Origin of the sequence: Mycobacterium kyogaense, assembly GCF_036946525.1 — a bacterium.
GTDB classification, from domain to species: domain Bacteria; phylum Actinomycetota; class Actinomycetes; order Mycobacteriales; family Mycobacteriaceae; genus Mycobacterium; species Mycobacterium kyogaense_A.
Genome location: NZ_JAQIIY010000010.1, coordinates 181,593 through 204,249, shown reverse-complemented (window position 1 = coordinate 204,249; position 22,657 = coordinate 181,593). Strand labels below are relative to the sequence as shown.

19 protein-coding genes, 1 tRNA gene and 1 pseudogene are annotated in these 22,657 nt (G+C 67.8%); 12 read left to right on the top strand and 9 right to left on the bottom strand.

The window, feature by feature from the left end; all coding sequences use genetic code 11:
* Positions 1-3,181, bottom strand: a pseudogene (gene mfd, locus PGN37_RS09425) (transcription-repair coupling factor); the annotation flags it as partial.
* 54 nt (positions 3,182-3,235) lie between these two features.
* Positions 3,236-3,829: a TetR/AcrR family transcriptional regulator gene (locus PGN37_RS09420; RefSeq protein ID WP_335330772.1), complete on the bottom strand. Its 594-nt coding sequence runs from the start codon at positions 3,827-3,829 to the stop codon at positions 3,236-3,238.
* 87 nt (positions 3,830-3,916) lie between these two features.
* Here PGN37_RS09420 and PGN37_RS09415 point away from each other — a divergent pair, with 87 nt between their 5' ends.
* The 10 genes from PGN37_RS09415 (at position 3,917) to pth (ending at position 12,120) form a co-directional block, all read left to right on the top strand.
* Entirely contained in the window at positions 3,917-5,419 is a 1,503-nt protein-coding gene (locus tag PGN37_RS09415; protein ID WP_335330759.1) for a PucR family transcriptional regulator, read from the top strand.
* A 198-nt stretch (positions 5,420-5,617) separates the two neighbouring features.
* A complete protein-coding gene (locus PGN37_RS09410) occupies positions 5,618-6,067 on the top strand; it encodes a GreA/GreB family elongation factor (protein ID WP_335330758.1) in 450 nt (149 codons plus the stop codon).
* Between the two features lie 25 nt (positions 6,068-6,092).
* A tRNA-Gln gene (locus PGN37_RS09405) sits at positions 6,093-6,164 on the top strand.
* Positions 6,165-6,284: 120 nt separating this feature from the next.
* A complete protein-coding gene (gene glmU / locus PGN37_RS09400; RefSeq protein WP_335330757.1) occupies positions 6,285-7,739 on the top strand; it encodes a bifunctional UDP-N-acetylglucosamine diphosphorylase/glucosamine-1-phosphate N-acetyltransferase GlmU in 1,455 nt (484 codons plus the stop codon).
* A 104-nt stretch (positions 7,740-7,843) separates the two neighbouring features.
* On the top strand, positions 7,844-8,824 hold the full coding sequence (locus PGN37_RS09395) for a ribose-phosphate diphosphokinase (protein WP_335330756.1): 981 nt from the start codon (positions 7,844-7,846) through the stop codon (positions 8,822-8,824).
* Positions 8,821-9,162: an arsenate reductase (glutaredoxin) gene (gene arsC, locus PGN37_RS09390; RefSeq protein WP_335330755.1), complete on the top strand. Its 342-nt coding sequence runs from the start codon at positions 8,821-8,823 to the stop codon at positions 9,160-9,162. Before PGN37_RS09395 ends, arsC begins: the two co-directional genes overlap by 4 nt.
* The gene (locus tag PGN37_RS09385) at positions 9,159-9,830 is read left to right on the top strand and encodes an LpqN/LpqT family lipoprotein (RefSeq protein ID WP_335330754.1); all 672 of its coding nucleotides are present in this window, start codon (positions 9,159-9,161) and stop codon (positions 9,828-9,830) included. The genes arsC and PGN37_RS09385 overlap by 4 nt, the downstream gene beginning before the upstream one ends.
* Positions 9,831-9,854: 24 nt before the next feature.
* Positions 9,855-10,724: an oxidoreductase gene (locus tag PGN37_RS09380; RefSeq protein ID WP_335330753.1), complete on the top strand. Its 870-nt coding sequence runs from the start codon at positions 9,855-9,857 to the stop codon at positions 10,722-10,724.
* Positions 10,725-10,858: 134 nt separating this feature from the next.
* Positions 10,859-11,533 (top strand): 50S ribosomal protein L25/general stress protein Ctc, encoded by a 675-nt coding sequence (locus PGN37_RS09375; protein WP_335330752.1) that lies wholly within the window; start codon positions 10,859-10,861, stop codon positions 11,531-11,533.
* A gap of 8 nt (positions 11,534-11,541) precedes the next feature.
* Positions 11,542-12,120: an aminoacyl-tRNA hydrolase gene (pth, locus tag PGN37_RS09370; protein WP_335330751.1), complete on the top strand. Its 579-nt coding sequence runs from the start codon at positions 11,542-11,544 to the stop codon at positions 12,118-12,120.
* Positions 12,121-12,124: 4 nt separating this feature from the next.
* On the opposite strand, the gene PGN37_RS09365 is transcribed toward pth, so the two are convergent.
* From PGN37_RS09365 to PGN37_RS09345, 5 genes are all read right to left on the bottom strand, one after another.
* Positions 12,125-13,171 (bottom strand): epoxyqueuosine reductase, encoded by a 1,047-nt coding sequence (locus tag PGN37_RS09365; protein WP_335330750.1) that lies wholly within the window; start codon positions 13,169-13,171, stop codon positions 12,125-12,127.
* A gap of 32 nt (positions 13,172-13,203) precedes the next feature.
* Positions 13,204-14,055 (bottom strand): ABC transporter permease, encoded by an 852-nt coding sequence (locus PGN37_RS09360; protein WP_335330749.1) that lies wholly within the window; start codon positions 14,053-14,055, stop codon positions 13,204-13,206.
* On the bottom strand, positions 14,052-15,008 hold the full coding sequence (locus PGN37_RS09355; RefSeq protein WP_335330748.1) for an ATP-binding cassette domain-containing protein: 957 nt from the start codon (positions 15,006-15,008) through the stop codon (positions 14,052-14,054). The genes PGN37_RS09360 and PGN37_RS09355 overlap by 4 nt, the downstream gene beginning before the upstream one ends.
* 142 nt (positions 15,009-15,150) lie before the next feature.
* Complete coding sequence (locus PGN37_RS09350) at positions 15,151-16,785, bottom strand: fatty acyl-AMP ligase (RefSeq protein ID WP_335330747.1); 1,635 nt, start codon at positions 16,783-16,785, stop codon at positions 15,151-15,153.
* Positions 16,786-17,110: 325 nt separating this feature from the next.
* Complete coding sequence (locus PGN37_RS09345; protein ID WP_335330746.1) at positions 17,111-18,079, bottom strand: 4-(cytidine 5'-diphospho)-2-C-methyl-D-erythritol kinase; 969 nt, start codon at positions 18,077-18,079, stop codon at positions 17,111-17,113.
* A 51-nt stretch (positions 18,080-18,130) separates the two neighbouring features.
* Here PGN37_RS09345 and PGN37_RS09340 point away from each other — a divergent pair, with 51 nt between their 5' ends.
* The gene (locus PGN37_RS09340; protein WP_335330745.1) at positions 18,131-18,931 is read left to right on the top strand and encodes a serine/threonine-protein kinase; all 801 of its coding nucleotides are present in this window, start codon (positions 18,131-18,133) and stop codon (positions 18,929-18,931) included.
* 86 nt (positions 18,932-19,017) lie between these two features.
* Positions 19,018-20,538, top strand: coding sequence for an amino acid permease (locus PGN37_RS09335; RefSeq protein WP_335330744.1), 1,521 nt, complete (start codon positions 19,018-19,020; stop codon positions 20,536-20,538).
* On the opposite strand, the gene rsmA is transcribed toward PGN37_RS09335, so the two are convergent.
* Positions 20,525-21,466 (bottom strand): 16S rRNA (adenine(1518)-N(6)/adenine(1519)-N(6))-dimethyltransferase RsmA, encoded by a 942-nt coding sequence (rsmA, locus tag PGN37_RS09330; protein WP_335330743.1) that lies wholly within the window; start codon positions 21,464-21,466, stop codon positions 20,525-20,527. The two genes, PGN37_RS09335 and rsmA, sit on opposite strands and share 14 nt — an antisense overlap.
* Positions 21,463-22,590, bottom strand: coding sequence for a transglycosylase family protein (locus PGN37_RS09325; protein WP_335330742.1), 1,128 nt, complete (start codon positions 22,588-22,590; stop codon positions 21,463-21,465). Before PGN37_RS09325 ends, rsmA begins: the two co-directional genes overlap by 4 nt.
* Positions 22,591-22,657: the final 67 nt, after the last annotated feature.

Below are 22,657 nucleotides of genomic sequence, written 5' to 3'. Positions count from 1 at the left end.
CGGCAGATGCGCGTCGACGGGCAGGTCGATGCGGACCTCTTTCGGTTCTTCCGGTGCGAGAACGGTTTTCCCGTCCGCCGCGGCGCGGTACGCCTCGACGGCCTCGCCGACGAGCCGGACGTAGAGATCGAAGCCCACGCCCGCCACGTGACCGGATTGCTCGGCACCGAGCACGTTGCCCGCGCCGCGGATCTCGAGATCCTTCATCGCGACCGCCATGCCCGCGCCGAGGTCGTTGTTCTGCGCGATCGTGGCAAGCCGGTCGTACGCCGTCTCGGTCAGCGGCACCTCCGGCGGATACAGGAAGTACGCGTACCCGCGCTCTCTCGAGCGCCCGACGCGGCCGCGCAACTGGTGCAGCTGCGACAGCCCGAACGTGTCTGCCCGCTCGACGATCAACGTGTTGGCGTTCGAGATGTCCAGGCCCGTCTCCACGATCGTCGTGCACACCAGGATGTCGAACTCACGGTTCCAGAACCCCTCGACCGTCTTTTCGAGTTGCTCCTCGGGCATCTGACCGTGCGCGACCACCACCCGCGCCTCGGGCACCATCTGGCGAACTCGCGCTGCGGCCTGGTCGATCGAGCGCACGCGGTTGTGGATGTAGAACGCCTGCCCGTCGCGCAGCATCTCGCGGCGCAGCGCCGCGGCGACCTGCTTGTCGTCATGCGGGCCCACGTACGTCAGCACCGGATAGCGTTCCTCCGGCGGGGTGAGGATCGTCGACATCTCGCGAATCCCGGCCAGGCTCATCTCCAGCGTGCGCGGGATCGGGGTCGCGCTCATCGTCAGCAACGTCGACGTGGGTGCGCATCGACTTGATGTGTTCCTTGTGCTCGACACCGAAGCGCTGTTCCTCGTCGACGATGACCAGGCCGAGGTCCTTCCACGTCACCCCGGTCTGCAGGAGCCGATGGGTGCCGATCACGATGTCGACCGAGCCGTCCTTCATCCCTCCATCACGGCCTTGGATTCGGCCCCGGATGTGAAGCGCGACAAGCCTTTCACCGTAACGGGAAAACCGGTCATGCGCGCACTGAACGTTTGCAGGTGCTGTTCTGCGAGCAGTGTCGTGGGAACCAGCACCGCGACCTGCTTGCCGTCCTGCACCGCTTTGAACGCTGCGCGCACCGCGATCTCGGTCTTGCCGTAGCCGACGTCGCCACAGATCACCCGGTCCATCGGAACCGGCTTCTCCATGTCCGATTTCACCTCGGTGATCGCGGTGAGCTGATCCACCGTCTCGGTGAACCCGAAGGCGTCTTCCATCTCGATCTGCCACGGGGTGTCCGGGGCGAACGCCGTGCCCGGGCGAGGCCTGCCGCTTGGCGTACAGCGTGACCAGCTCCGCGGCGATCTCCCGAACTGCCCGGCGCGCTTTCGTTTTCGTGTTGGCCCAGTCGCTGCCGCCGAGCTTGGACAGTGTGGGCGCTTCGCCGCCGACGTAGCGCGACAACTGATCCAGCGAATCCATCGGCACGTAGAGCCGTCGGACCCGCCACCCACGCTTCGAGGACGCGTACTCCAACACCAGGTACTCACGCCGGGCGCCGCCCACCACCCGCTCGGTCATCTCGACGAAGCGGCCGATTCCGTGCTGGTCGTGCACCACCAGATCACCGGCGGTCAGCGCGAGCGGGTCGACGACGTTGCGCCGCTTGGCCGCGAGCTTCTTGCCTTCGGTCGCCGCGACGCGGTTGCCCGTCAGATCGGCTTCGGTGATCACCACCAGGTTCGCGCCGGGCATCACCACACCGTCGTGCAGCGGGCCCTTCATCACCCCGACCACGCCCTCGCGCGGCACCGCGCCGGGCTCGAGAATCGTTGCGGCCGTATCGGCTTCGCCGAGCTGCTCGACCACCCGCATGCAGGTGCCGGTGCCCGGGGTGACGACGACGCCGTAGCCGCCTGTGGCGACGTGGGCGCGCAGCATCGCGAAGATCTCGCTGAGGTTGTGCTGTTGACCGCGCGCCGAGGGTGCCGGGCGGATGTCGAGGCGCACCGGCTCGTCGGCGCCGCTGTCGAGCTGGCTCAACGTCCACCAGGGGTGCCCACCCGCACGGGCGGTGTCACGGCCCTCGTCGAACGGGACGAAGCCGGACGCACCCAGCGCCTCCAGGTCGATCGGCGCGTCACCGCCCACCGCTGCCGTCGACCATGACGCTTCCAGGAATTCGCGACCCGTCTTGATCAGATCGGCGGCACGACTGCGCACCTTCTCCGGATCGCAGATCAGCAGCGGCGTCCCCGCGGGCAGCAGCGAGGGCAATGTCACCAGACCGACCGGCTTCCAGCAGCGGCAGCAGCGCCTCCATCCCGTCGACGGGAATCCCTTCGGAGAGCTTGGCCAGCATGTCGGGCACGCTGCCCGGTACCCCGTTCTCCACGACCGGATGCTCGGCGGCCAGCACCGCGGCCCGCTCACGCACCTCTGCGGGTGAGCAGCACTTCCCGGCACGGCACAGCGATCACCGTCGACACGTCGATCTCGGGAATCGACCGCTGATCGGCGACCGCGAACATCCGCATCTCTGAGACCTCGTCGCCCCAGAACTCCACGCGCACAGGGTGCTCGGCCGTCGGAGGGAAGAGATCCAGGATGCCGCCGCGCACGGCGAACTCCCCGCGTTTGGCCACCATGTCGACGCGGGTGTACGCCAGATCGACCAACCGCGCGACGGTCCCGTCGAAGTCGGAGTCCTCCCCGACCGTCAGCGTCACGGGTTCGACGGCGGCCAGGTCCGGCGCCATCGGCTGCAGCAGCGAGCGGGCCGTCGTCACGAGGATGCGCAGCGGCGGACCCAGCCGCGCGTCATCGGGATGGGTGAGCCGGCGCAGCACCATCATCCTGGCGCCGACGGTGTCGACGCCGGGTGAGAGCCGCTCGTGCGGCAGCGTCTCCCAGGACGGGAACATCGCGACCGCGTCGCCGAAGACGCCCTTGAGTTCGGCGGTCAGGTCATCGGCCTCCCGGCCCGTCGCGGGTGGACGGCAGCACTGGGCCGGCCTGCGCGAGCGCGGTGGCCACGAAGAGCCGAGCGCTGGCCGGTCCGACGAGGTCGAGATCGGCGGGCCGGTCGGCGGCGCGGCGGGTGACTTCCTGCAGAGAGGGGTCGCGCAGTGCCAGGTCGACGAGGCCCGCGATCGGGGTGTGGACATGAAGGGTCCCCGATACGGTCATGATGGCTTCCATCGTAGGCCCCGACGGCGTCGCCGCCGAACCGGCCGAGGGCGGCTACTCCCCCCGCAGTTGCGGGTCGGCCTCGAGATGGGTCAGGCCGTTCCACATCAGGTTCACCAGATGCGCGGCCACCACTTCCTTTTTCGGCTCGCGGGTGTCGAGCCACCACTGCGCAGACATCGACACCGAGCCGACGAGTGCTTGGGCGTACAGCGGCGCGAGATCGGCGTCGAGGCCGCGGCGCGAGAAATCCCCGGCCAGGATCGACGACACCTGGTTGACCGCGTCGTTGAGCAGCGTCGAGTACGTGCCCGCGGTGATGCTCGCCGGCGAATCGCGGATCAGGATGCGGAACCCGTCGGTGTGTTCCTCGACGTAGGTCAGTAGCGCCAACGCGACCCGCTCGAGGCGCACCCGGGACCGGTTGTTGGTCAGCGACGAGGTGATGCCGTCGAGCAGGGCCGACATCTCGCGGTCGACCACGACGGCGTACAGACCCTCCTTGCCGCCGAAATGCTCGTAGACGACGGGCTTGGAGACGTTGGCCCGCAGCGCGATCTCCTCGATCGACGTGCCGTCGAAGCCGCGCTCGGCGAACAGCGACTTCGCGATCTCGATGAGTTGCTGTCGACGCTCGCTGCCGGTCATCCTCGCGCGCGGGGCACGCACGTCCTTGTCGGGAGCTGGCACGCCGTTCAGGGTAAACCGCGGCACCCCCGCGTACCGTCAAGCTCCGTGATCACGCTGGATCGGCTGATCAACGTTCTCGGCGGGTACGGCGTCCGCTGGCACGCCGGCTCGGCGGACCGCTCGACCGAACTGCGCAGCGTCGTGCTGCCCGAGATCGTCGACGGCCGCACCGTGCCCGGTGACGTGCTACTTGCCGTCGGCGCGACGACGGGCGTCGAGGCGCTGCAGTGGGCCGAAGCCGCCGGGTCGGTCGCCGTCCTTACCCGCAGCACGGACGCCGTCGATGCCGAGGGCATGGCGGTGCTGGTGGTCGATGCTGCGGTGCCGTGGAGCGACGTCGCCGCGATCGTCTACGGCCTCGTCCTGGAGGGACGCGAGACGGAGTCCGGACGCGGGCCGACCGACCTGTTCGCACTCGCCGACAGCCTCGCCGCCGCGGTGAGCGGCGCGGTCGTGATCGAGGATCGGCGCTCGCGAGTGATGGCGTTCTCCCGTGATCAGCGCGACGCCGATCCGCCGCGGGTCGACACGATCCTGGCCCGGCGGGTATCGGATGAGGTCCGCGAGATCTTCGCCCCCTCCGGTGTGTTCGAGCACCTGTCGACTTCCGACGAGCCGATGTTCGTGCCCGCTGACCCGAGCACGGGCCGAACGGGACGCATGGTTGTGGCGGTGCGCGCCGGCAAGGATGTGCTCGGCTCCGTGTGGGTGGCCTGCCCCGAGCCGTTGACCGGCGTGCGGCTGCGCGCACTCAGAGACGGGGCGCACACCGTGGCCCTGCACCTGCTCCGGTCGCGCGCGAGCGCCGATCTGGAACGCCAGGTCGAGTCCGAGCTGGTGATCCGGCTGCTCGAGGGCACACCCGACGCGGCGACGCTGGCCAGCCGGCTCGGGCTGCCGCCCGCGGCGCTGCGGGTGATCGCATTGCGTGCGCACGACGGCGGCCGGCGGCACGCCGCGCTGCTGCAGGCCTTCGAGCGGGCGACGTCCGGTTTCGGCTGGTCCCGCCCATCACGAAGCGCGCTCGCCGCCACCACCGTCTACACCGTTCTCGCCGCCGACGAGGCAGCGGTCGCCCGGGCCTGGATAGAGGAACTGATCGGCACGCTGCCGCCGCAACTGCGCGTGCAGGCCGGGATCAGCGCGCCCGCGACCGCCGGCGACCTGGCCGCGGCGCGGACCGAAGCCGACGAATGCCTCGCTCTACAGGAGAACACCGGCGCTGCCGTCGCGCCCGCCTACGACGAGTCCTGGAACGCCGTCGTCCTGCAGCGCCTTCGGTCGGCCGCGACGGCGGGCCGCAATCCGCACCGCGGGACGGTCGCCGAGCTGCGTGCCCACGACGCCGCCAACGGCACGGTGTACGAGGCGACGCTGCGGGCCTGGCTGCAGGAGCGCGGCGACCCGACACGCACCGCGGCACGGCTGGGCGTGCACGAGAACACCGTCCGCTACCGGATGCGGCGGATGGCCGAACTGACCGATCTGCATCTCGACGACGCCGACAAGCGGTTCGCGATGATGATCGAACTCGCCATGCACGACTGACCCGCTTGTCGTGAGCCGACAAATCGGCACCTCCCTGTTGTCGCCGCAGCACAAGGCCCTGTTGCCCTTTTCGGCTGACCATGGACTCACCGAGCGCGAAGACGCCGACCCACCCTCGTCGCGAGGGTTCCCCCGGTCGTCAGGGGCGGTGCCGTGACCCGCCCCTGACGACGATCCGCGACCCCGGAAGGACACCGGATGACCAGCACGGTCTGGATGACGCCACACACGCGAACGGCCCTGGAGGCCGAGTTGGCCGAACTACTGACCGTGCCACGCTCGGGCTCCGACCGCACCGGCGATGTCGTGGACGCGTGGCTCGCGCGTAAGCAGCGCATCCGCGACATCCACGAACTGCTCAGCCGATCGGCGGACACTCAGACCCCGCCCGACGACGGCGTCGCCGAGCCCGGCATGGTGCTCACCGTTCGCTTCGACGACGCCGAAGAGGAGACGTTCCTTCTCGGCACCGTTGCCACTACCGACGACGAGCTCGACGTCATCACCGCCGCGTCGCCGCTGGGCAGCGCGCTGCTCGGTGCCACACCGGGCAGCCGCCGCACGTATCGGCTGCCGACGGGCCGCACCGTCTCCGTCACCCTGCTGGCGGCCGTTCCGTTCGGTCTGCACCACCGCGCCATGGGCTAAAGTCGCACGCGTATCTCGTCACCGATCCGTCGTGGTGTAATCGGCAGCACCTCTGATTTTGGTTCAGATAGTTCAGGTTCGAGTCCTGGCGACGGAGCGAGGCTTGCCGAGCGACACGACGACAGGGAGCGACGAGTTCAATCGCGAGTGTGCGAACTGATACGGCGCAGCCGGCGTGTCCCGGATGAACCTGCACAGTCGACAGGCAGGAGCCGCGATGACGCGTGACGCAGCCGTCCTCATCCTCGCCGCGGGAGCCGGCACCCGGATGAAGTCCCACACTCCCAAGGTGCTGCACACCCTCGGCGGGCGCAGCATGCTGTCCCATGCCCTGCACGCGGTGGCCGGGGTCGGGCCGACGCACCTGGTGGCGATCGTCGGTAAGGACCGTGAACGGGTCGCCCCGGCCGCGCTGCAGATCGGCGAGACCATCGGCCGCCAGGTCGAGATCGCCGTGCAGGAGGAACAGCGGGGCACCGGCCATGCCGTCGCCTGCGGGCTGTCGGCCCTGCCCGAGGATTTCGCGGGCGTCGTGGTCGTCACCTCCGGCGACGTGCCGCTGCTGAACTCCCACACTCTCGAGCAGCTGATCGATGCCCACACTTCCGCCGGCGCGGCGGCTTCCGTGCTGACGACGACACTGGCCGACGCCACCGGCTACGGCCGCATCCTGCGCACCCAGGACGGCGAGGTCATCGGCATCGTCGAGCAGGCCGACGCCACCCCGGCGCAGCGGGCGATCCACGAGGTCAACGCCGGGGTGTACGCGTTCGACGCCGCAGAGCTCCGGTCGGCGCTGAGCCGGCTGCGCTCCGACAACGCCCAGCACGAGCTCTACCTCACCGACGTGTTCGCGATCGTGCGCAGCGACGGTCTGCCCGTCCTCGGCCAGCACATCGACGACGCAGCCCTGGTGGCCGGCGTCAACGACCGCGTTCAGTTGGCCGCGCTCGGCGCGGAACTGAACCGGCGCATCGTCGCGGCCCACCAGCGCAACGGCGTGACCGTCGTCGATCCGGCCACGACGTGGATCGACGTCGACGTGACCATCGGGCTCGACACCGTGGTGCGTCCGGGAACACAGCTGCTGGGAGCGACGGCGATCGGCGCGCGGTGCGAGATCGGACCCGACAGCACGCTGACCGACATCACCGTCGGCGACGAAGCCGCGGTGGTGCGCACCCACGGTTCGGAGTCGGTCATCGGCGCCGGCGCCACCGTCGGACCGTTCACCTACCTGCGTCCGGGCACAGTCCTGGGTGACGTCGGGAAGCTGGGCGCGTTCGTCGAGGCCAAGAACGCGACGATCGGCACCGGCACGAAAGTGCCGCACCTGACCTACGTGGGCGACGCCGACATCGGTGAGCACAGCAACATCGGCGCGTCGAGCGTCTTCGTCAACTACAACGGCGAGACCAAGAGCCGGACGACGATCGGTTCCCACGTGCGCACCGGCTCGGACACCATGTTCGTCGCTCCCGTCACGATCGGCGACGGGGCGTACACCGGCGCAGGCACGGTGGTGCGCGAGGACGTGCCGCCCGGCGCGCTCGCGGTGTCGGCCGGACCGCAGCGCACGATCGAGGGCTGGGTGGAACGCAAACGTCCCGGCAGTGCGGCCGCACAGGCGGCCGCAGCGGCACGACAAGCCGGCGAAACTACCGGCGAGTAGCAATTCGTCGCCGTTTATTGGCATTCTGGTAACCCGCCGACGTGCGCGCGTCCCCGCTACGTACGATGGCCCGAGAATCGACTGCGAGAAGCCGAGGGCAGCCCGTGAGCCACGACTGGACCGACAACCGCAAGAACCTGATGCTCTTCTCGGGTCGGGCGCACCCCGAACTCGCCGAGCAGGTCGCCAAGGAACTCGACGTGCCGGTCACCGCGCAGACCGCACGTGACTTCGCCAACGGCGAGATCTTCGTCCGCTTCGACGAATCGGTGCGCGGCAGCGACGCGTTCGTGCTGCAGAGCCATCCCGCGCCGCTGAACACGTGGCTGATGGAACAGCTGATCATGATCGACGCGCTCAAGCGCGGCAGCGCCAAGCGGATCACCGCGATCCTGCCGTTCTATCCCTATGCGCGGCAGGACAAGAAGCACCGCGGCCGCGAACCCATCTCCGCGCGTCTGGTCGCTGACCTGTACAAGACCGCCGGCGCCGACCGGATCGTCACGGTCGATCTGCACACCGATCAGATCCAGGGCTTCTTCGACGGTCCGGTCGATCACATGCGGGCGCAGAAGCTGCTGTGCGGGTACATCGGTGAGAACTACGCCGACCACGACATGGTGGTCGTCTCCCCCGACTCGGGCCGTGTGCGCGTCGCCGAGAAGTGGGCCGACAGCCTGGGCGGTGTCCCGCTCGCCTTCATCCACAAGACTCGCGACCCGCTGGTGCCCAACCAGGTCAAGTCCAATCGCGTCGTCGGCGATGTGCGCGGCAAGACCTGCATCCTGACCGACGACATGATCGACACCGGTGGCACCATCGCCGGAGCGGTGAAGCTGCTCAAGCAGGACGGCGCGGGCGACGTGATCATCGCCGCCACCCACGGCGTGCTGTCCGATCCTGCGCGCGAGCGGCTCGCCGACAGCGGGGCCCGCGAGGTCATCGTGACCAACACGCTGCCGATCGGCGAGGACAAGATGTTCCCTCAGCTGACCGTCCTGTCCATCGCCCCGCTGCTCGCCAACACGATCCGCGCGGTGTTCGAAAACGGCTCGGTGACAGGGCTTTTCGACGGATCGGCATGAGCGCACGCATCCTGCACAACCCGCGATGCACGACGTCGCGCAAGGCGCTGGAAATGCTGCGCGAGGGCGGGATCGAACCCGAGGTGGTGCTCTACCTCAAGAACCCACCGACGCGGCGCGAGCTGACCGCGATGATCGCCGACGCCGGTATCGACGTCCGTGCGGCCGTGCGCACCCGCGAATCGCTCTACACCGAACTGGGACTGACCTCGGCGTCGGACGACGAGCTGATCGACGCGATGGTCGAGCATCCGATCCTGATCGAGCGACCATTCGTCGTGACCGGCAAGGGCACTCGGCTGGCCCGCCCGCTGGAGCGCGTTCGCGAGATCCTATGAGAGCGCAACGAGTGCTCGCCGCAGCCGCCGCCGCGCTGACGCTGACCGCGTGCACTCCAGAAGCCCCCGACTACCAAGCGGTCTGGTCGACAACGAGCGCGCCCGCTCCGTCCCCGCAGCCGTCGAATCAGTCGTCGGCGCCCGTTCCCATCGCCGCGTTCCTCGAACAGGTCGGCGTCACCGGCCAGCCCGTCGCCTTCAACAAGGTGACCGACCTGACGGTGACGATGCCCACCCCGCCCGGCTGGCATCCCTACCAGAACACCAACCTGTCACCCGGTACCCGGATGATCGTCAAGGGCGACACCTACCCGACCGCGATGGTGATCATGTTCGAGCTGACCGGCGACTTCAACGTCGCCGAGGCGCTCACCCACGCGAACGTCGACGCGCAGATGAGCCAGAACTTCCGCCAACTCAATGCCTCCACGGCGGACTTCGACGGCTTCCCGTCGTCGATGATCGAGGGCAGCTACGACCTCAACGGCGCCCGGATGCACAGCTACAACCGCATCGTCATCGCCACCGGGGCCGCCCCGAAGAAGCAGCGCTACCTCATCCAGTTCACCGTGACGGGGTTCGCCGACAAAGCGGCCGAGGAGGCCGGCGACATCGAGACCGTGATCAGGGACTTCACGGTGAAGGTCCCCACCCCGCCCGCGCGCTGAGCACGGTCTTCCTAGAGTGATGCCATGAGCGACTGGACCGCAGCCGACCTGCCCTCGTTCGCCGGCCGCACCGTGATCGTGACGGGCGCCAACAGCGGGCTGGGCCTGGTGACCGCCCGGGAACTCGCCCGGGCCGGCGCTCGCACCATCCTCGGGGTGCGCAACGTCGACAAGGGCCGCGACGCGGCGGCGACGATGACCGGTGACGTCGAGGTGCGCCGCCTCGACCTGCAGGATCTGTCGTCGATCACAGCGTTCGCCGACGGCGTGTCCGGAGCCGACGTGCTCGTCAACAACGCCGGCATCATGGCCGTCCCCTACGCGCTGACTGTCGACGGGTTCGAGAGCCAGATCGGCACCAACCATCTGGGTCATTTCGCACTCACCAACCTGCTCCTCCCGCGGTTGACCGACCGGGTGGTCACGGTGTCGTCGTTCATGCACGTGTTCGGCTACATCAGCCTCTCGGACCTGAACTGGAAGTCCCGGCCCTACCTCGCCTGGCCCGCCTACGGTGCATCGAAGCTGGCCAACCTGCTGTTCACCAGCGAGCTGCAGCGCAGACTGACCGCCGCCGGTTCCTCGGTCCGGGCGCTGGCCGCCCACCCCGGATACTCGGCCACCAACCTGCAGGGTCACACCGGCAACCGGTTCGGCAGCCGGGTCTGGGACGCGGGCAACGCGGTCTTCGCCACCGATGCCGACTTCGGAGCACGGCAGACGCTTTACGCGGTCGCCGAGGACGTGCCCGGCAACACGTTCGTCGGTCCGCGGTTCTCGATGCGGGGCCGCACCGGGGCCCACTGGCGCACCCCGCTGGCACGCAACAGCAGCAAAGCCGCCGGCTTGTGGACGCTGTCCGAGCAGCTCACCGGGGTGGAATTTCCGCTCTAGCCGGGTGCTGAGCTACCCTGGTCGACGCATCACGGCGAGGGTGGTCTGTCAGACCGCCGTTATCGACGGGACGATCATCTGCAGTTCGTGTCGCCCTGGCCGTGTCCATCACCACCGGCACAGGAGTACCGAACATGGCGCGCAACGCCCCGAACAATTTGACCGCTCAGGTCCGCAGCACCACCGGCAAGGGCGCATCGCGTCGTGCCCGCCGTGAAGGCCGCGTTCCCGTGGTGCTCTACGGCCACGGCACCGACCCGCAGCATCTCGAGCTCGACAGCCACGACTTCGCCGCCGTGCTGCGCAACGCCGGCACCAACGCCGTGCTCACGCTCGACATCGCCGGCAAGGAGCAGCTGGCACTGACCAAATCGCTCGAGATCCATCCGATCCGCCGCAACATCCAGCACGCCGACCTGCTGGTCGTGCGCCGCGGCGAGAAGGTGACCGTCGAGGTCACCGTCGTCGTCGAAGGCGAAGCGGCTCCCGGCACGCTGGTCACCCAGGAGGCAGCGACCATCGAGATCGAGGCCGACGCGTTGTCGATCCCGCAGCAGCTCACCGTCTCGGTCGAAGAGGCGCAGGAGGGCACCCAGGTGCTCGCCGGTCAGGTCGAGCTGCCCTCGGGCGTGACCCTGGTGTCCGATCCCGAGCTGCTGGTCGTCAACGTCATCACCGCGCCGACCGAGGAAGAGCTCGAGGCCGAGGGTGGCGGCGAGTCGCTCGAAGAGCAGGCCGAAGAGGCCGCCGAGGCTGAGGCCGAGGGCGAGGGCGGCGAAGACGCGCCCGCCGACGGCGACTCCGAGTAATTACCGACGTGGCCGAACCCCTGCTGGTGGTCGGCCTGGGCAACCCGGGGCCGCAGTACGCCCTGACCCGGCACAACCTCGGCTTCCTCGTCCTCGACGTCCTCGCCGACCGCATCGGCGAGACGTTCAAGGTGCACAAGAAGTCCGGGGCCGACGTGACCACCGGGCGGCTCGCCGGCCGCCCGGTGGTACTCGCCAAGCCGCGCGTGTACATGAACGAATCCGGGCGCCAGGTCGGTCCGTTGGCCAAGTTCTACTCGGTCCCGCCGCGCGACGTGATCATCGTTCACGACGAACTGGACATCGATTTCGGCCGTATCCGGCTCAAGTACGGGGGCGGCGTGGCGGGCCACAACGGCCTGCGATCAGTCGGAGCGGCGTTGAGCAGCAACGACTTCCACCGGGTGCGCGTCGGCATCGGCAAGCCGCCGGGCCGGCAGTCCGGGGCGTCGTTCGTGCTGGAGCCGTTCAATGCCCGGGAGCGACCCGAGGTCGCGGTCGTCTGTGAGCAGGCCGCCGACGCGGTCGAACTGCTGATCGCCCAGGGCCTGGAACCGGCCCAGAACGTCGTGCACGCCTGGGCCTAGGCGCTCAGGCGCCGGGAACAGCCCGGACGCCGCGGATGCCGCTGCCGACGTGCTTGACCGGCTTGTGCGGAAAGCGTTTGAGCGCATGCTCTTCGGCCGCTGAACCCGGGAGCACATAGAGCGTCTCCTTCTTGTCCTGCAGCGGTTTGAGCACCAGCTCCATGAACGCTTTGCGATCGTCGAGGTAAGGCTCGATGACCTCCTCCCCCGCCGGGCACACCGCGAGGCAGTAGGCGGCCTTGTAGTTCGCTTTGAACGAGAGGCTCTGCCACATCGAGGCATTTTCGGAATCGGTGACGCGAGAACGGAAGTCGTTGCCGTCCGCGCTGTCAGCGACGGTCTCCACCCAGTCGGTGAAGCCGCCCATGAATTCGCGGTAGTTGTGCACCGAGCACGCGAAGAAGTCGAAGTCGCCGTCCTTCTTGATCGCCCCGACAGGACATGCCGCCACGCACAGCTTGCACTCCAGACATGGCGAATAGTCCAGCGGCGAATCGTATTCTGAAATCTCGCCCGCCGCCAGGATGGTCCCGAGCAGGATGAAGTTGCCGAAGCGAGGATGGATCACGTTGCGGTGGATGCCCATCACCCCCATGCCGGCGGCGACTGCGACGGGCTTGTGTGCCACCACCCAGATGCGGCCCGGGTAGCGATCCATCTCCATCGGAAAGGTCGCCGACGGATTGACCACTCGATGCCCGGCGTCCTGGAGCAGTCGGGTGATGCGGTGGGCGGCCTCGTTCATGATCTCGCCGCTGCGGTGGAACTCCTGGTTGGCGACGCTGCGCGCGGTGGAGCGCACGTTGTCGCGGTTCATCTTCACCACCAGCGACAGATAGCTGACGGCGCCCGGCAGCGCCGACTGCACATGCTCGACCTCGGAGGCCAGCGCGGGGTCGTCGACGCGGGCGAAACCGACGTCGTCGACGCCGGCTTCGCGGCAGACCGTTCGCAACCAGTCGGCGTCGATCACGCCGGGCGGCTGCGACGGCCGCTCCCGCACCGCACGGACGGTCGGATGCGCGGCAAGCCGAGGCGGCAGTTTCTTCATGCTGAGTATGCTACACAATACTCAGCCAGTGGTCAGTCCGTGGTGCGCCGCCGGTAAGCGGCCAACGCGAACGGCGCGAACACCGCGGTCAGCGCCAGCGACCACAGGATGGTCGACAACACCGGATGATGCAGCGGCAGTTGGGCATCCGGCGCAGCCGGGCCACCGTTACCCCACAGCTCGCGCATCGCCTGCGCCAGTGACGACACGGGATTCCACTCCGCGATGACACGCAGCCAGTGCGGCATCGGTTCGGTCGGGACGAAGGTGTTGGCCAGGAACGTCACCGGGAACAGCACGGTGAACATCACCCCGTTGACGGCCTCGACCGTGCGCATCAGCGACCCGATCAGGATTCCGAACCAGATCATGCCGAAACCGAAGACCAGGATCAGCGCGAAGGCTAACACCGCTTCGGCGATGCTGCCACGGATACGCCAGCCGATGGCCAGGCCCGTCAGCGCCATCACCAGCACGCCGAGCGACGAATGCATCAGGCTCGCGATGCTCCGCCCGATCAGCACCGAAGAGCGCGAGATGGGCAGCGAGCGGAAGCGGTCGATGATGCCCTTCTCGACATCGGCCGTGATTCCCGATGCCACGACGAACGCCGAGAACACGATGGTCTGCGCCTGAATGCCGGGCAGCAGGAACTCCCGGTAGGACGCGCCGCCGGTGTTGGTGATCGAGGCACCGAACACGAACGCGAACAACAGCACGAACATGATCGGCTGCGCGGTGACGTCACTGAGCATCTCCGGCATGCGCTTGGTGTGGATCATGTTGCGCTTGACCATGATCCATGACTGCTGCGCGATGTTGGTGGGGTGCGTGCGCACTGCCTGGGCGTCGCGCTTCGGGCGGTGGGTGTCCAACGCGGTCATGCGCCGACCTCCTCGGTGTCGTCGGTGCGGTGCCCGGTCAGGTTCAAGAAGACGTCATCGAGGCTGGGCCGGGACAATCCGATGTCGTCGACGGAGATGCCTCTGTCGCGCAGCCAGCCCGCGACGGCGATCATGTCGTCGAGCCCGTCGGCCGACGCCGTCAGCCTGCGGGCGGGCGCGTCGACGTGGACCTCGGCGCCCGTGCGACGCAGAATCTCCTGCGCCGCAGACAGATCCGCCGCGTCGCCGACGGTGATCACGAGGCTGGCGCGGCCCGCCTGCTGCTTGAGCTGCAGCGGAGAGCCCTCGGCGATGATGTGGCCACGGTCGATCACGACGATGTTGTCGGCGAGCTGATCGGCTTCTTCGAGGTACTGCGTGGTCAGCAGCAGCGTGGTGCCGCCGGCGACCAACTCACGCAATACGTCCCACAGTTCACTACGGCTTCGGGGGTCCAAACCGGTGGTCGGCTCGTCGAGAAACAGCACAGGAGGAGACGCGAGCAGGCTGACCGCGAGGTCGAGGCGCCGCCGCATACCGCCCGAGTAGGACTTGACCACCCGGTCACCGGCGTCGCTGAGCGAAAACTGGTGCAGCAGTTGATCGCCGAGCTTGTCGAGTGCCTTCCGGCGGATGCCGTACAGGCCGCCGATCATCCGGATGTTCTCCCGCCCGGTGAGCAGCTCGTCGACGGTGGCGACCTGTCCGGTCAGGCCCATGTGACGACGGACCTGATCCGGCTGGGCGCGAACGTCGTACCCGGCGACGCGTGCGGTACCGCTCGTGGGCTCGGTCAGCGTCGTCATCATGCGCACCGTGGTGGTCTTGCCCGCACCGTTGGGGCCGAGCAGGCCGAGCACCGTCCCCGACGGCACGGCGAAGCTGACCCCACCGACCGCAGTGTTCTCGCCGAAGCGTTTGACCAGCTCGATGGCTTCGATCGCCGATTCCATGCCCCGACGGTATCCGCGACGGCCGACATCCGGCCAATGCTTTAGGCCGCGAGCGTGCGCGTTGTCGCCATAGAACGCGGTGTGTCTGCTGCAGACACGCGCTGTCGCGAGCGGGAGGTACCCCCATCCCGCGGAGTCAGGGCTAGGTGACCAGCGAGACTGAGGTCGAGCGACGCAGCTTGCCCGACGACGTCTTCGGGATGCTGCCCGGGCCCAACACGACGACGTTGCGCGGCCGCATCTCGACCTCCGCGACGACCTCGTGCGCGACCTGATGCTCGATGCGCCGCACCTCGGCGGGGTCCTGCCAGGCATTCGACTCGACGGCGACGGCGAACGTCTCGCGGGAGTGGCCCGCGTCCAGGCGCACGGCGACCGCGCAACCCGGCCGTACGCCCTCGACGCGTCCGGCCGCCCGCTCGATGTCGGTCGGGTAGATGTTGCGGCCGGCCATGATGATGACGTCCTTGACGCGGCCGCAGACCACGACATGGCCGTCTTCGGTCTGGTAGCCGAGGTCACCGGTGTCGTACCAGCCGTGTTCGTCCTGGGCCGGGATGAACCCACCCATCGTCATGTAGCCGGGCGTGACGCACTCGCCACGCAGCTCGATCACACCGACCCCGCGGGGTGGCATGACGTTGCCGTGGTCGTCGATGACGCGGGCTTCCAGATCGGTGAGCAGCGGGCCCAGGTCGGCCAGCCGCTTGGTGTTGCCCTTGGTCGCCGGCACGGCGCGGCGCAGCGCGGCCAGCAGGTCGGCGTCGACCTCGTCGACGACCAGGCCCGCGTTGCACGGCGAGAACGACACGGCGAGACAGGTCTCGGCCATGCCGTAGGCCGGCAGGATGGCCGAGGCCTTCAACCCGAACGGCTTGCCGGCGTCGATGAGGTCCTCGACGTCCCCGGGCTCGACGGGCTCGGCACCCGAGAGCGCGAACCGCAGCGTCGACAGGTCGAAATCGCCCTGCTTGGCCTGGCGACGCAGGCGCTTGGCCAGCAGCGCGTAGGCGAAGTTCGGCGCTGCGGTCATCGTGCCCTTGTACTTGTCGATGAGCTTGGCCCACAACAGCGTGTCGCGCAGGAAGTCCATCGGCGTGACCTTGACCAGCTCGGCGCCGAAGTACATCGGGATCGTCAGGAAGCCGACCATGCCCATGTCGTGGAAGCAGGGCAACCAGCTCACCATGACGTCCTTGTCGACGTCGTACTGCGCGCCGATGAACATCGCCTCGGCGTTGGAATGGATGTTGCGGTGCGTGATCTGCACGGCCTTGGGCGAGCCTGTCGAACCCGACGTCAGCTGCATCAGCGCCAGTTCGTCCTCGCCCACCTCGATCGGATCGATCGGGTCGGCGGCGAGCAGATCGGTGATGGTGAGGACGGTGATGCCCTTCTCCTCCAGCACCGGGACCGCCACGAGGAACGGATCGGACACGATCACGGCCTTGGCCTCGATCATGCTGATCACGTTCATGGTGTCTTCGGACCACATCACTAGATCGGTGCGGGGTGTGGGCTGATGCAGCATCGTCAGGCTGGCACCGCGCATCCACAGGCCCTGGGCGGTCGGGGCGATCTCCACCGGGAGTCCGGCGAGCACGCCGACCGCGTCGCCGAGTCCGACACCCGCTTCCGCGAGGCCACCGGCGATACGCCGAGCGCGCTCGTGCACCTCACCCCAGGTGTGGCGGACCGGCTCGTGCGGCTCGCCGGTCACCATGCCCCGGGTGCTCGTACGGGCGTTGAAGTACATCTTCTCGGTGAATCTGCTCACGACGACCTCCTCGCCGACATCTGCTGATGTGCACATGCCCGTTTGCCATGTTCCGCCTGTTGAGCGGCCTTTTCACGCAGGCGCGCACACAGTAATGCAGCGGTTGTGTCTCGAATCGGTGATGGTCCGTGAGGACGATGCGCGCGGCGGTCCGAGCCTCGGCCGCGACCGATGTGGCTCCCCGTGTCGATGACGACGAGGGAACCTGACGCGTCCACTGCCTGACCGCTAGCTCTCACCGTCGATCATCTTAGAAGACTCTTAAGTAACTGCCAAACGGGTGTCGAGTTTGAGGGATTCGTCACACACCGCCGGCAGGGTTGGATCAGGCCGACGGCGTCGCGCTGGGCACCACCCGGGCGCCGTGCACCGGCCCGCTGGCCAGCCGTACCGTCCGGCACACCCCCGCCCCGGCCAGTTCCGTACCGACGTCGACGGCCGCCCCCGCCGACGAGCACAGAAACGCACACGTCGGCCCAGAGCCCGAGACCACCCCGGCCAACGCCCCGGCCTCGACGCCGGCCCGAAGGGTGCGGCGCAACCCGGGATCCAGCGTCAGCGCCGCCGGCTGCAGATCATTGCCCAGCAGCGGGGCCAGCTCGGCCGGATCGCCCGTGGCCAGTGCCGCCAGCACCGGCTCCGCGGACTCCAGGCGCGCCGGCAGGCTGTGGTCGGCCGCATCGCGCAAGCGATCGATCTCGCCGAACACCTTCGCGGTCGAGAGCCCACCGTCTGAGAATGCCAGCACCCAGTGAAAGGTGTTGCGAGCCAACACCGTTGCCAATTCCTCACCCCGGCCCGTGCCGAGTGCCGTACCGCCGTGCAGCGCGAACGGCACATCGGACCCCAGCTGGGCGGCCAGGGCGTGCAGATCGCGGCGGGGCACTCCCAGCTCCCACAGCTCGTTCATCGCAACCAGAACGGCCGCGGCGTCGGCGCTGCCTCCGGCCATCCCCCCGGCGACCGGGATGGTCTTCTCGATGGCGATCGCGACGTCGGGTGCGCGCCCGACGTGCTCGGCCATCAGCTCGGCGGCCCGCCACGCGAGGTTGCGCTCGTCGGTCGGCAGCGAATCCGCACCCTCCCCGCTGATCTCCAGGCTGAGCACATCGGCGGTCGTCACGGTGACCTCATCGAGCAGCGAGACGGCGTGGAACACCGTGGACAGCTCGTGGTAACCGTCGGGCCGGCGATCCCCGACCTCCAGGTACAGGTTGACCTTGCCGGGAACCCGGACCGTGACCGAACCGGTGGGAACCCACTCGGGGGCGGTATTGCCGTCGCGCGCGGACACCGCACGACCCTAACGCCGCGACAAAGCGCGGGTGAACCCTAGTCTGGGAACGTGCTTTCGCCGGGAGACCGTTTCGAGGGCTACGTCGTGGACGCGGCGGTGGGGCGCGGAGGCACGTCCACCGTCTACCGGGCGCGCGAGATCCGACCGCCCGGACGCTCCGTGGCGCTGAAGGTGCTCACCGACGATCCGCCCCACCCCGCGGACACGGCCCGCCTCGAGCACGAATTCGTCCTCGGCCGCCGGCTCGTCCACCCCCACATCGCGACGGTGTTCGACCACGGACCGGGTTGGCTGGCGATGGAACTCCTCGCAGGCGGACCGGCCACCAACCTGCCGACGCGACCCGACCGCCTGGCGGCGCTGGGCCAGATCGCGGGCGCGCTCGATCATGTGCACGAGCAGGGCGTCGTGCATTGCGACGTGAAACCCGCGAACATGCTGCTGCACGAGGACTTCGCCGAACGCGGGGCGGCGCTCGCCGACTTCGGCTCGGCCCACGTGCTCGGCGAGGCGGTTCCACCGCGCGCCACCCATGTGACCGCGTCGCTGCCGTATTCCGCGCCCGAATTGCTGCTCGGACACCAGGTGACGGCAGCCACCGACGAGTACGCCCTGGTGTGCAGTGCCGTCGAACTGCTGACGGGCGCCCCGCCGTTCATCGCCGCAACCGCGATGGGTGTGACCGCGGCCCAGCTGTCCGATCCACCACCCCGGCTGTCGCGCCGGATCGCCTGGCTCCCGCACGCTTTCGACTCGATCGTCGCGAAGGCGTTGGCCAAACAGCCGGCGATGCGTTACCCCACCTGCTCCGAACCGATCGCGCTGATTACCCGTCTGCTGCGGCCATGAAACCTGAAAATCATTCCTGCGCTTCGTAACCCACGCTTAACGTCGGTGAATTCTGTCGTGACACGGCGGGTCTAGCGTTCGCCTGCATGACTGCCGTGCAGTACGACAATTCAGCCCTCGCCCACGAAGAAGAGGGCTACCACAAGGGACTCAAACCGCGCCAGCTCCAGATGATCGCGATCGGCGGAGCCATCGGCACCGGCCTCTTCATGGGCGCCGGTGGCCGACTCAACTCTGCCGGCCCGGGCCTGTTCCTGGTCTATGCCGTCTGCGGGGTGTTCGTCTTCTTCATCCTGCGCGCCCTCGGCGAACTGGTGCTGCACCGCCCGTCGTCAGGTTCTTTCGTCTCCTACGCGCGTGAATTCCTCGGCGAGAAAGCCGCTTTCGTCGCGGGCTGGATGTACTTCTTCAACTGGGCCTGCACGTCGATCGTCGATGTCACCGCGATCGCGCTCTACATGCACTACTGGGGTGCGTTCAAGGCGATGCCGCAGTGGACGATCGCGCTCATTGCACTGGTGATCGTGCTCGCGGTGAACATGATCTCGGTCAAGGTGTTCGGAGAGATGGAGTTCTGGGCCGCTCTGATCAAGGTCATTGCTCTGGTGACCTTCCTCGTCGTCGGCATCGTGTTCCTCGCGGGCCGCTTCGACATCGAGGGACAACCGACGGGCCTGTCGGTGATCTCTAACAGCGGCGGCATCCTGCCGACCGGTGCGCTGGCCCTGGTGCTCGTCACATCCGGCGTGATCTTCGCCTATGCCGCAGTGGAATTGGTGGGGACGGCCGCAGGTGAGACCGAGAACCCGGCGAAGGTGATGCCGAAGGCCATCAACTCGGTGGTGTTCCGCATCGCGATCTTCTACGTCGGTTCACTGATCCTGCTGGCACTCATGCTGCCCTACACCACTTACAAGCAGGGCGAGAGTCCGTTCGTCACGTTCTTCTCCAAGATCGGCGTGCCAGCGGCCGGGGACATCATGAACTTCGTCGTGCTGACCGCGGCGATGTCGAGCCTCAATGCGGGCCTGTACTCCACGGGCCGCATCCTGCGCTCGATGTCGCTCAACGGCAGCGCGCCGCAGTTCACGTCCCGCATGACCAAACGGGGTGTGCCGTTCGCAGGCATCGCACTGACCGCGGTGTTCACCGTTGTCGGGGTGTTCCTCAATCTCGTCGTGCCCGCCGAAGCGTTCAACATCGCGCTCGATCTCTCGGCGCTGGGCATCATCGCGTCCTGGGCCACGATCGTGATCTGCCAGATCCAGCTGTACCGCTGGTCGAAGAAGGGCATCCTCGAACGACCGTCGTTCCGGCTGTGGGGCACGCCTTACACGAGCTACGCGACCCTGGTGTTCTTGTTCGCCGTGACCGCACTCATGTGCTACGAGAACTACTGGAATCTGGTGGCCCTGGTCGTGCTGGTGCCGGCGCTGGTCATTGGCTGGTTCCTGGTGCGCACACGAGTCATGGAGATCGCACGCGAGCGCATCGGGATCACCGGTAACTACCCGATCGCTGCGCAGACACCACTGATGAACGAGTACCTGGAACGCGACAATCCGACGGCCAAGACCGACGACGGCCCCGACGCTACTGGGAGGTGACCTGGGCGTCGAGCTCGTCGGAGGTGGCCTCGGCGGAAACCGCCGGGGCCGCCTTCGGCACGACGTGCCAATCAGCGTTGCGCTGGAGCAGCCGCACGAAGTCCGCGATGGCCAGCGTCTCGCCGCGACGCGACGGATCGATGCTGGCGGCCAGCAGGCGGCTCGCCGACTCGTTACCCGAGCCCGCCCATTCGGCGAACGCGTTGCGCGCGGTCTTGCGGCGCTGGGCGAACGCGACGTCGACGAGCTCGAACACCTGCTCCCGGAAGTCGGTGTCGGTGGGCCACTGCGAGGTCTCGTAGCGGTCGATCCGCACCAGGCCGGAGTACACCCGCGGGATGGGCCAGAACACGGTGGGCGACACCATGCCGTACCGGCGCACATTGCCGAAGAACCGGACCTTGGCGCTGGGTACGCCGTAGTCCTTGCCTCCCGGCTCGGCGGCCAGGCGCTCGGCGACCTCAGCCTGCACCATCACCATCACGGTCCGGATGGACGGGAACTCCGCGAGCAGGTGCAGTAGAGCAGGTACAGCAACGTTGTAGGGCAGATTGGCGACCAGTGCGGTGGGCTCGTCGTCGAGGTCCTCGCGGCGGAACGTGAGGATGTCGCGGTTGAGCACCCGGAGTCGATTGATCTCGCTGTGTGAGTGGCTGGCGATCGTATTGGGTAACTGTTCAGCCAGCACCGGATCGATCTCCACGGCCGTCACCCGCGAGCCCCGGTCGAGCAGGGCCAGCGTCAGCGAACCAAGGCCCGGACCGACCTCCAGCACGTGATCGTTGCGGTTCACGCCGGACGCGGACACGATGCGGCGCACCGTGTTGGCATCATGGACGAAGTTCTGTCCGAACGACTTGCGGGGACGGAAATCTATCGACTTTGCCAAGTGACGAATCTCAGTTCGCCCGAGCAGCCGAATTGTCATGACGCACCGATCCTTCCACTACAGACCGGCCACGCACCCCAACCTTGGCGCGCCCTGGTCACTTCAGCAATTGCGATCTGCTCTTCCCTCGTTGCCAGATCTGCACGCTGAGCATACCTCAGACCACCGTTTCGTTCCCAGGTGTTTTGGTCAAATTGAACGCCACCAAAAAATCCGTTGCCCGTGTTGATCGCCCAATTACCTCCGGCTTCGCACCGAGAAAGGGCATCCCACTGGGCCGAATTGGACACCGGGGGCACCTCGGTTCCGGGCTTCGCACCGATGCGCAGGACCCCGTCACGGGCGGGAACGACGATGACATTGGCTACTGGCATTCTGCCTGTTTCGATGCCGTTTACCCGGGCGACGGCGAACGTCACGTCCTGCGTGCCCGGCATACCGGGATCCTCCACGACCTGCCGGCTCATGTTGAGCGTGACATCGGGAATCTGCTGATTGTTCGGGGCGAGCGGCAGTTCTTCGGTGACCTTCTCGATACGCACCCGGGTGACCGTGATGCGCATGCCATCGACGATGGCAGCCGAGGGTGCTGGATTCACGATGTCACTTTGCTGAAGCGGCGCCCCGGCGGCATCGAGCAGCGCCGCGACGTTCGGCGCCGCGAGCCGCACGCTCCGCACGGCGCCACCGTCGTCGAGCTGAACTGTTTTGGGGCTCACCACAGGTAGCGCCATCCCACCGAGGGGAACACGGCTGCCGCGGGAGGCAGCCAGAGGCGCCTTATCGGTCATCCGCAGCTGGGCGAGGGCCTCCTGCACCGTCGACGCCGTTGTCCATACCTGCTCGGTGCCGCCACCGTCGGTGGAGATCTCGAGCGGACGACTGCGCCGCAAAACGATCGTCTCGGCCTCGTGGACACGCGTGTCGGCGGCCGGGAACAGGTCGTCGCGCTCCCCGACGTCGAAGCCGTTCTCCTTCACGACGTCGATGACACGGCTTTTCATCGTCGGCACGGTCATCGACGCACCATCGACAGTGAGCGTGACCGTCTTGTGCATCGCCACCGCTGCACTGCCCGCGAAGACCAGGGCTAGCAAAGTCGCCAGGACAAGTGCTCGCAAGATGGGCGAGCGCGTTTGATGAAGTCTGGTGATGGCATTCACGATGTCGTCGACCTCAACTTCTTCACCGCGCGCAGCTTCTCCACGCGCGCGTGCTTTATCACAGGAC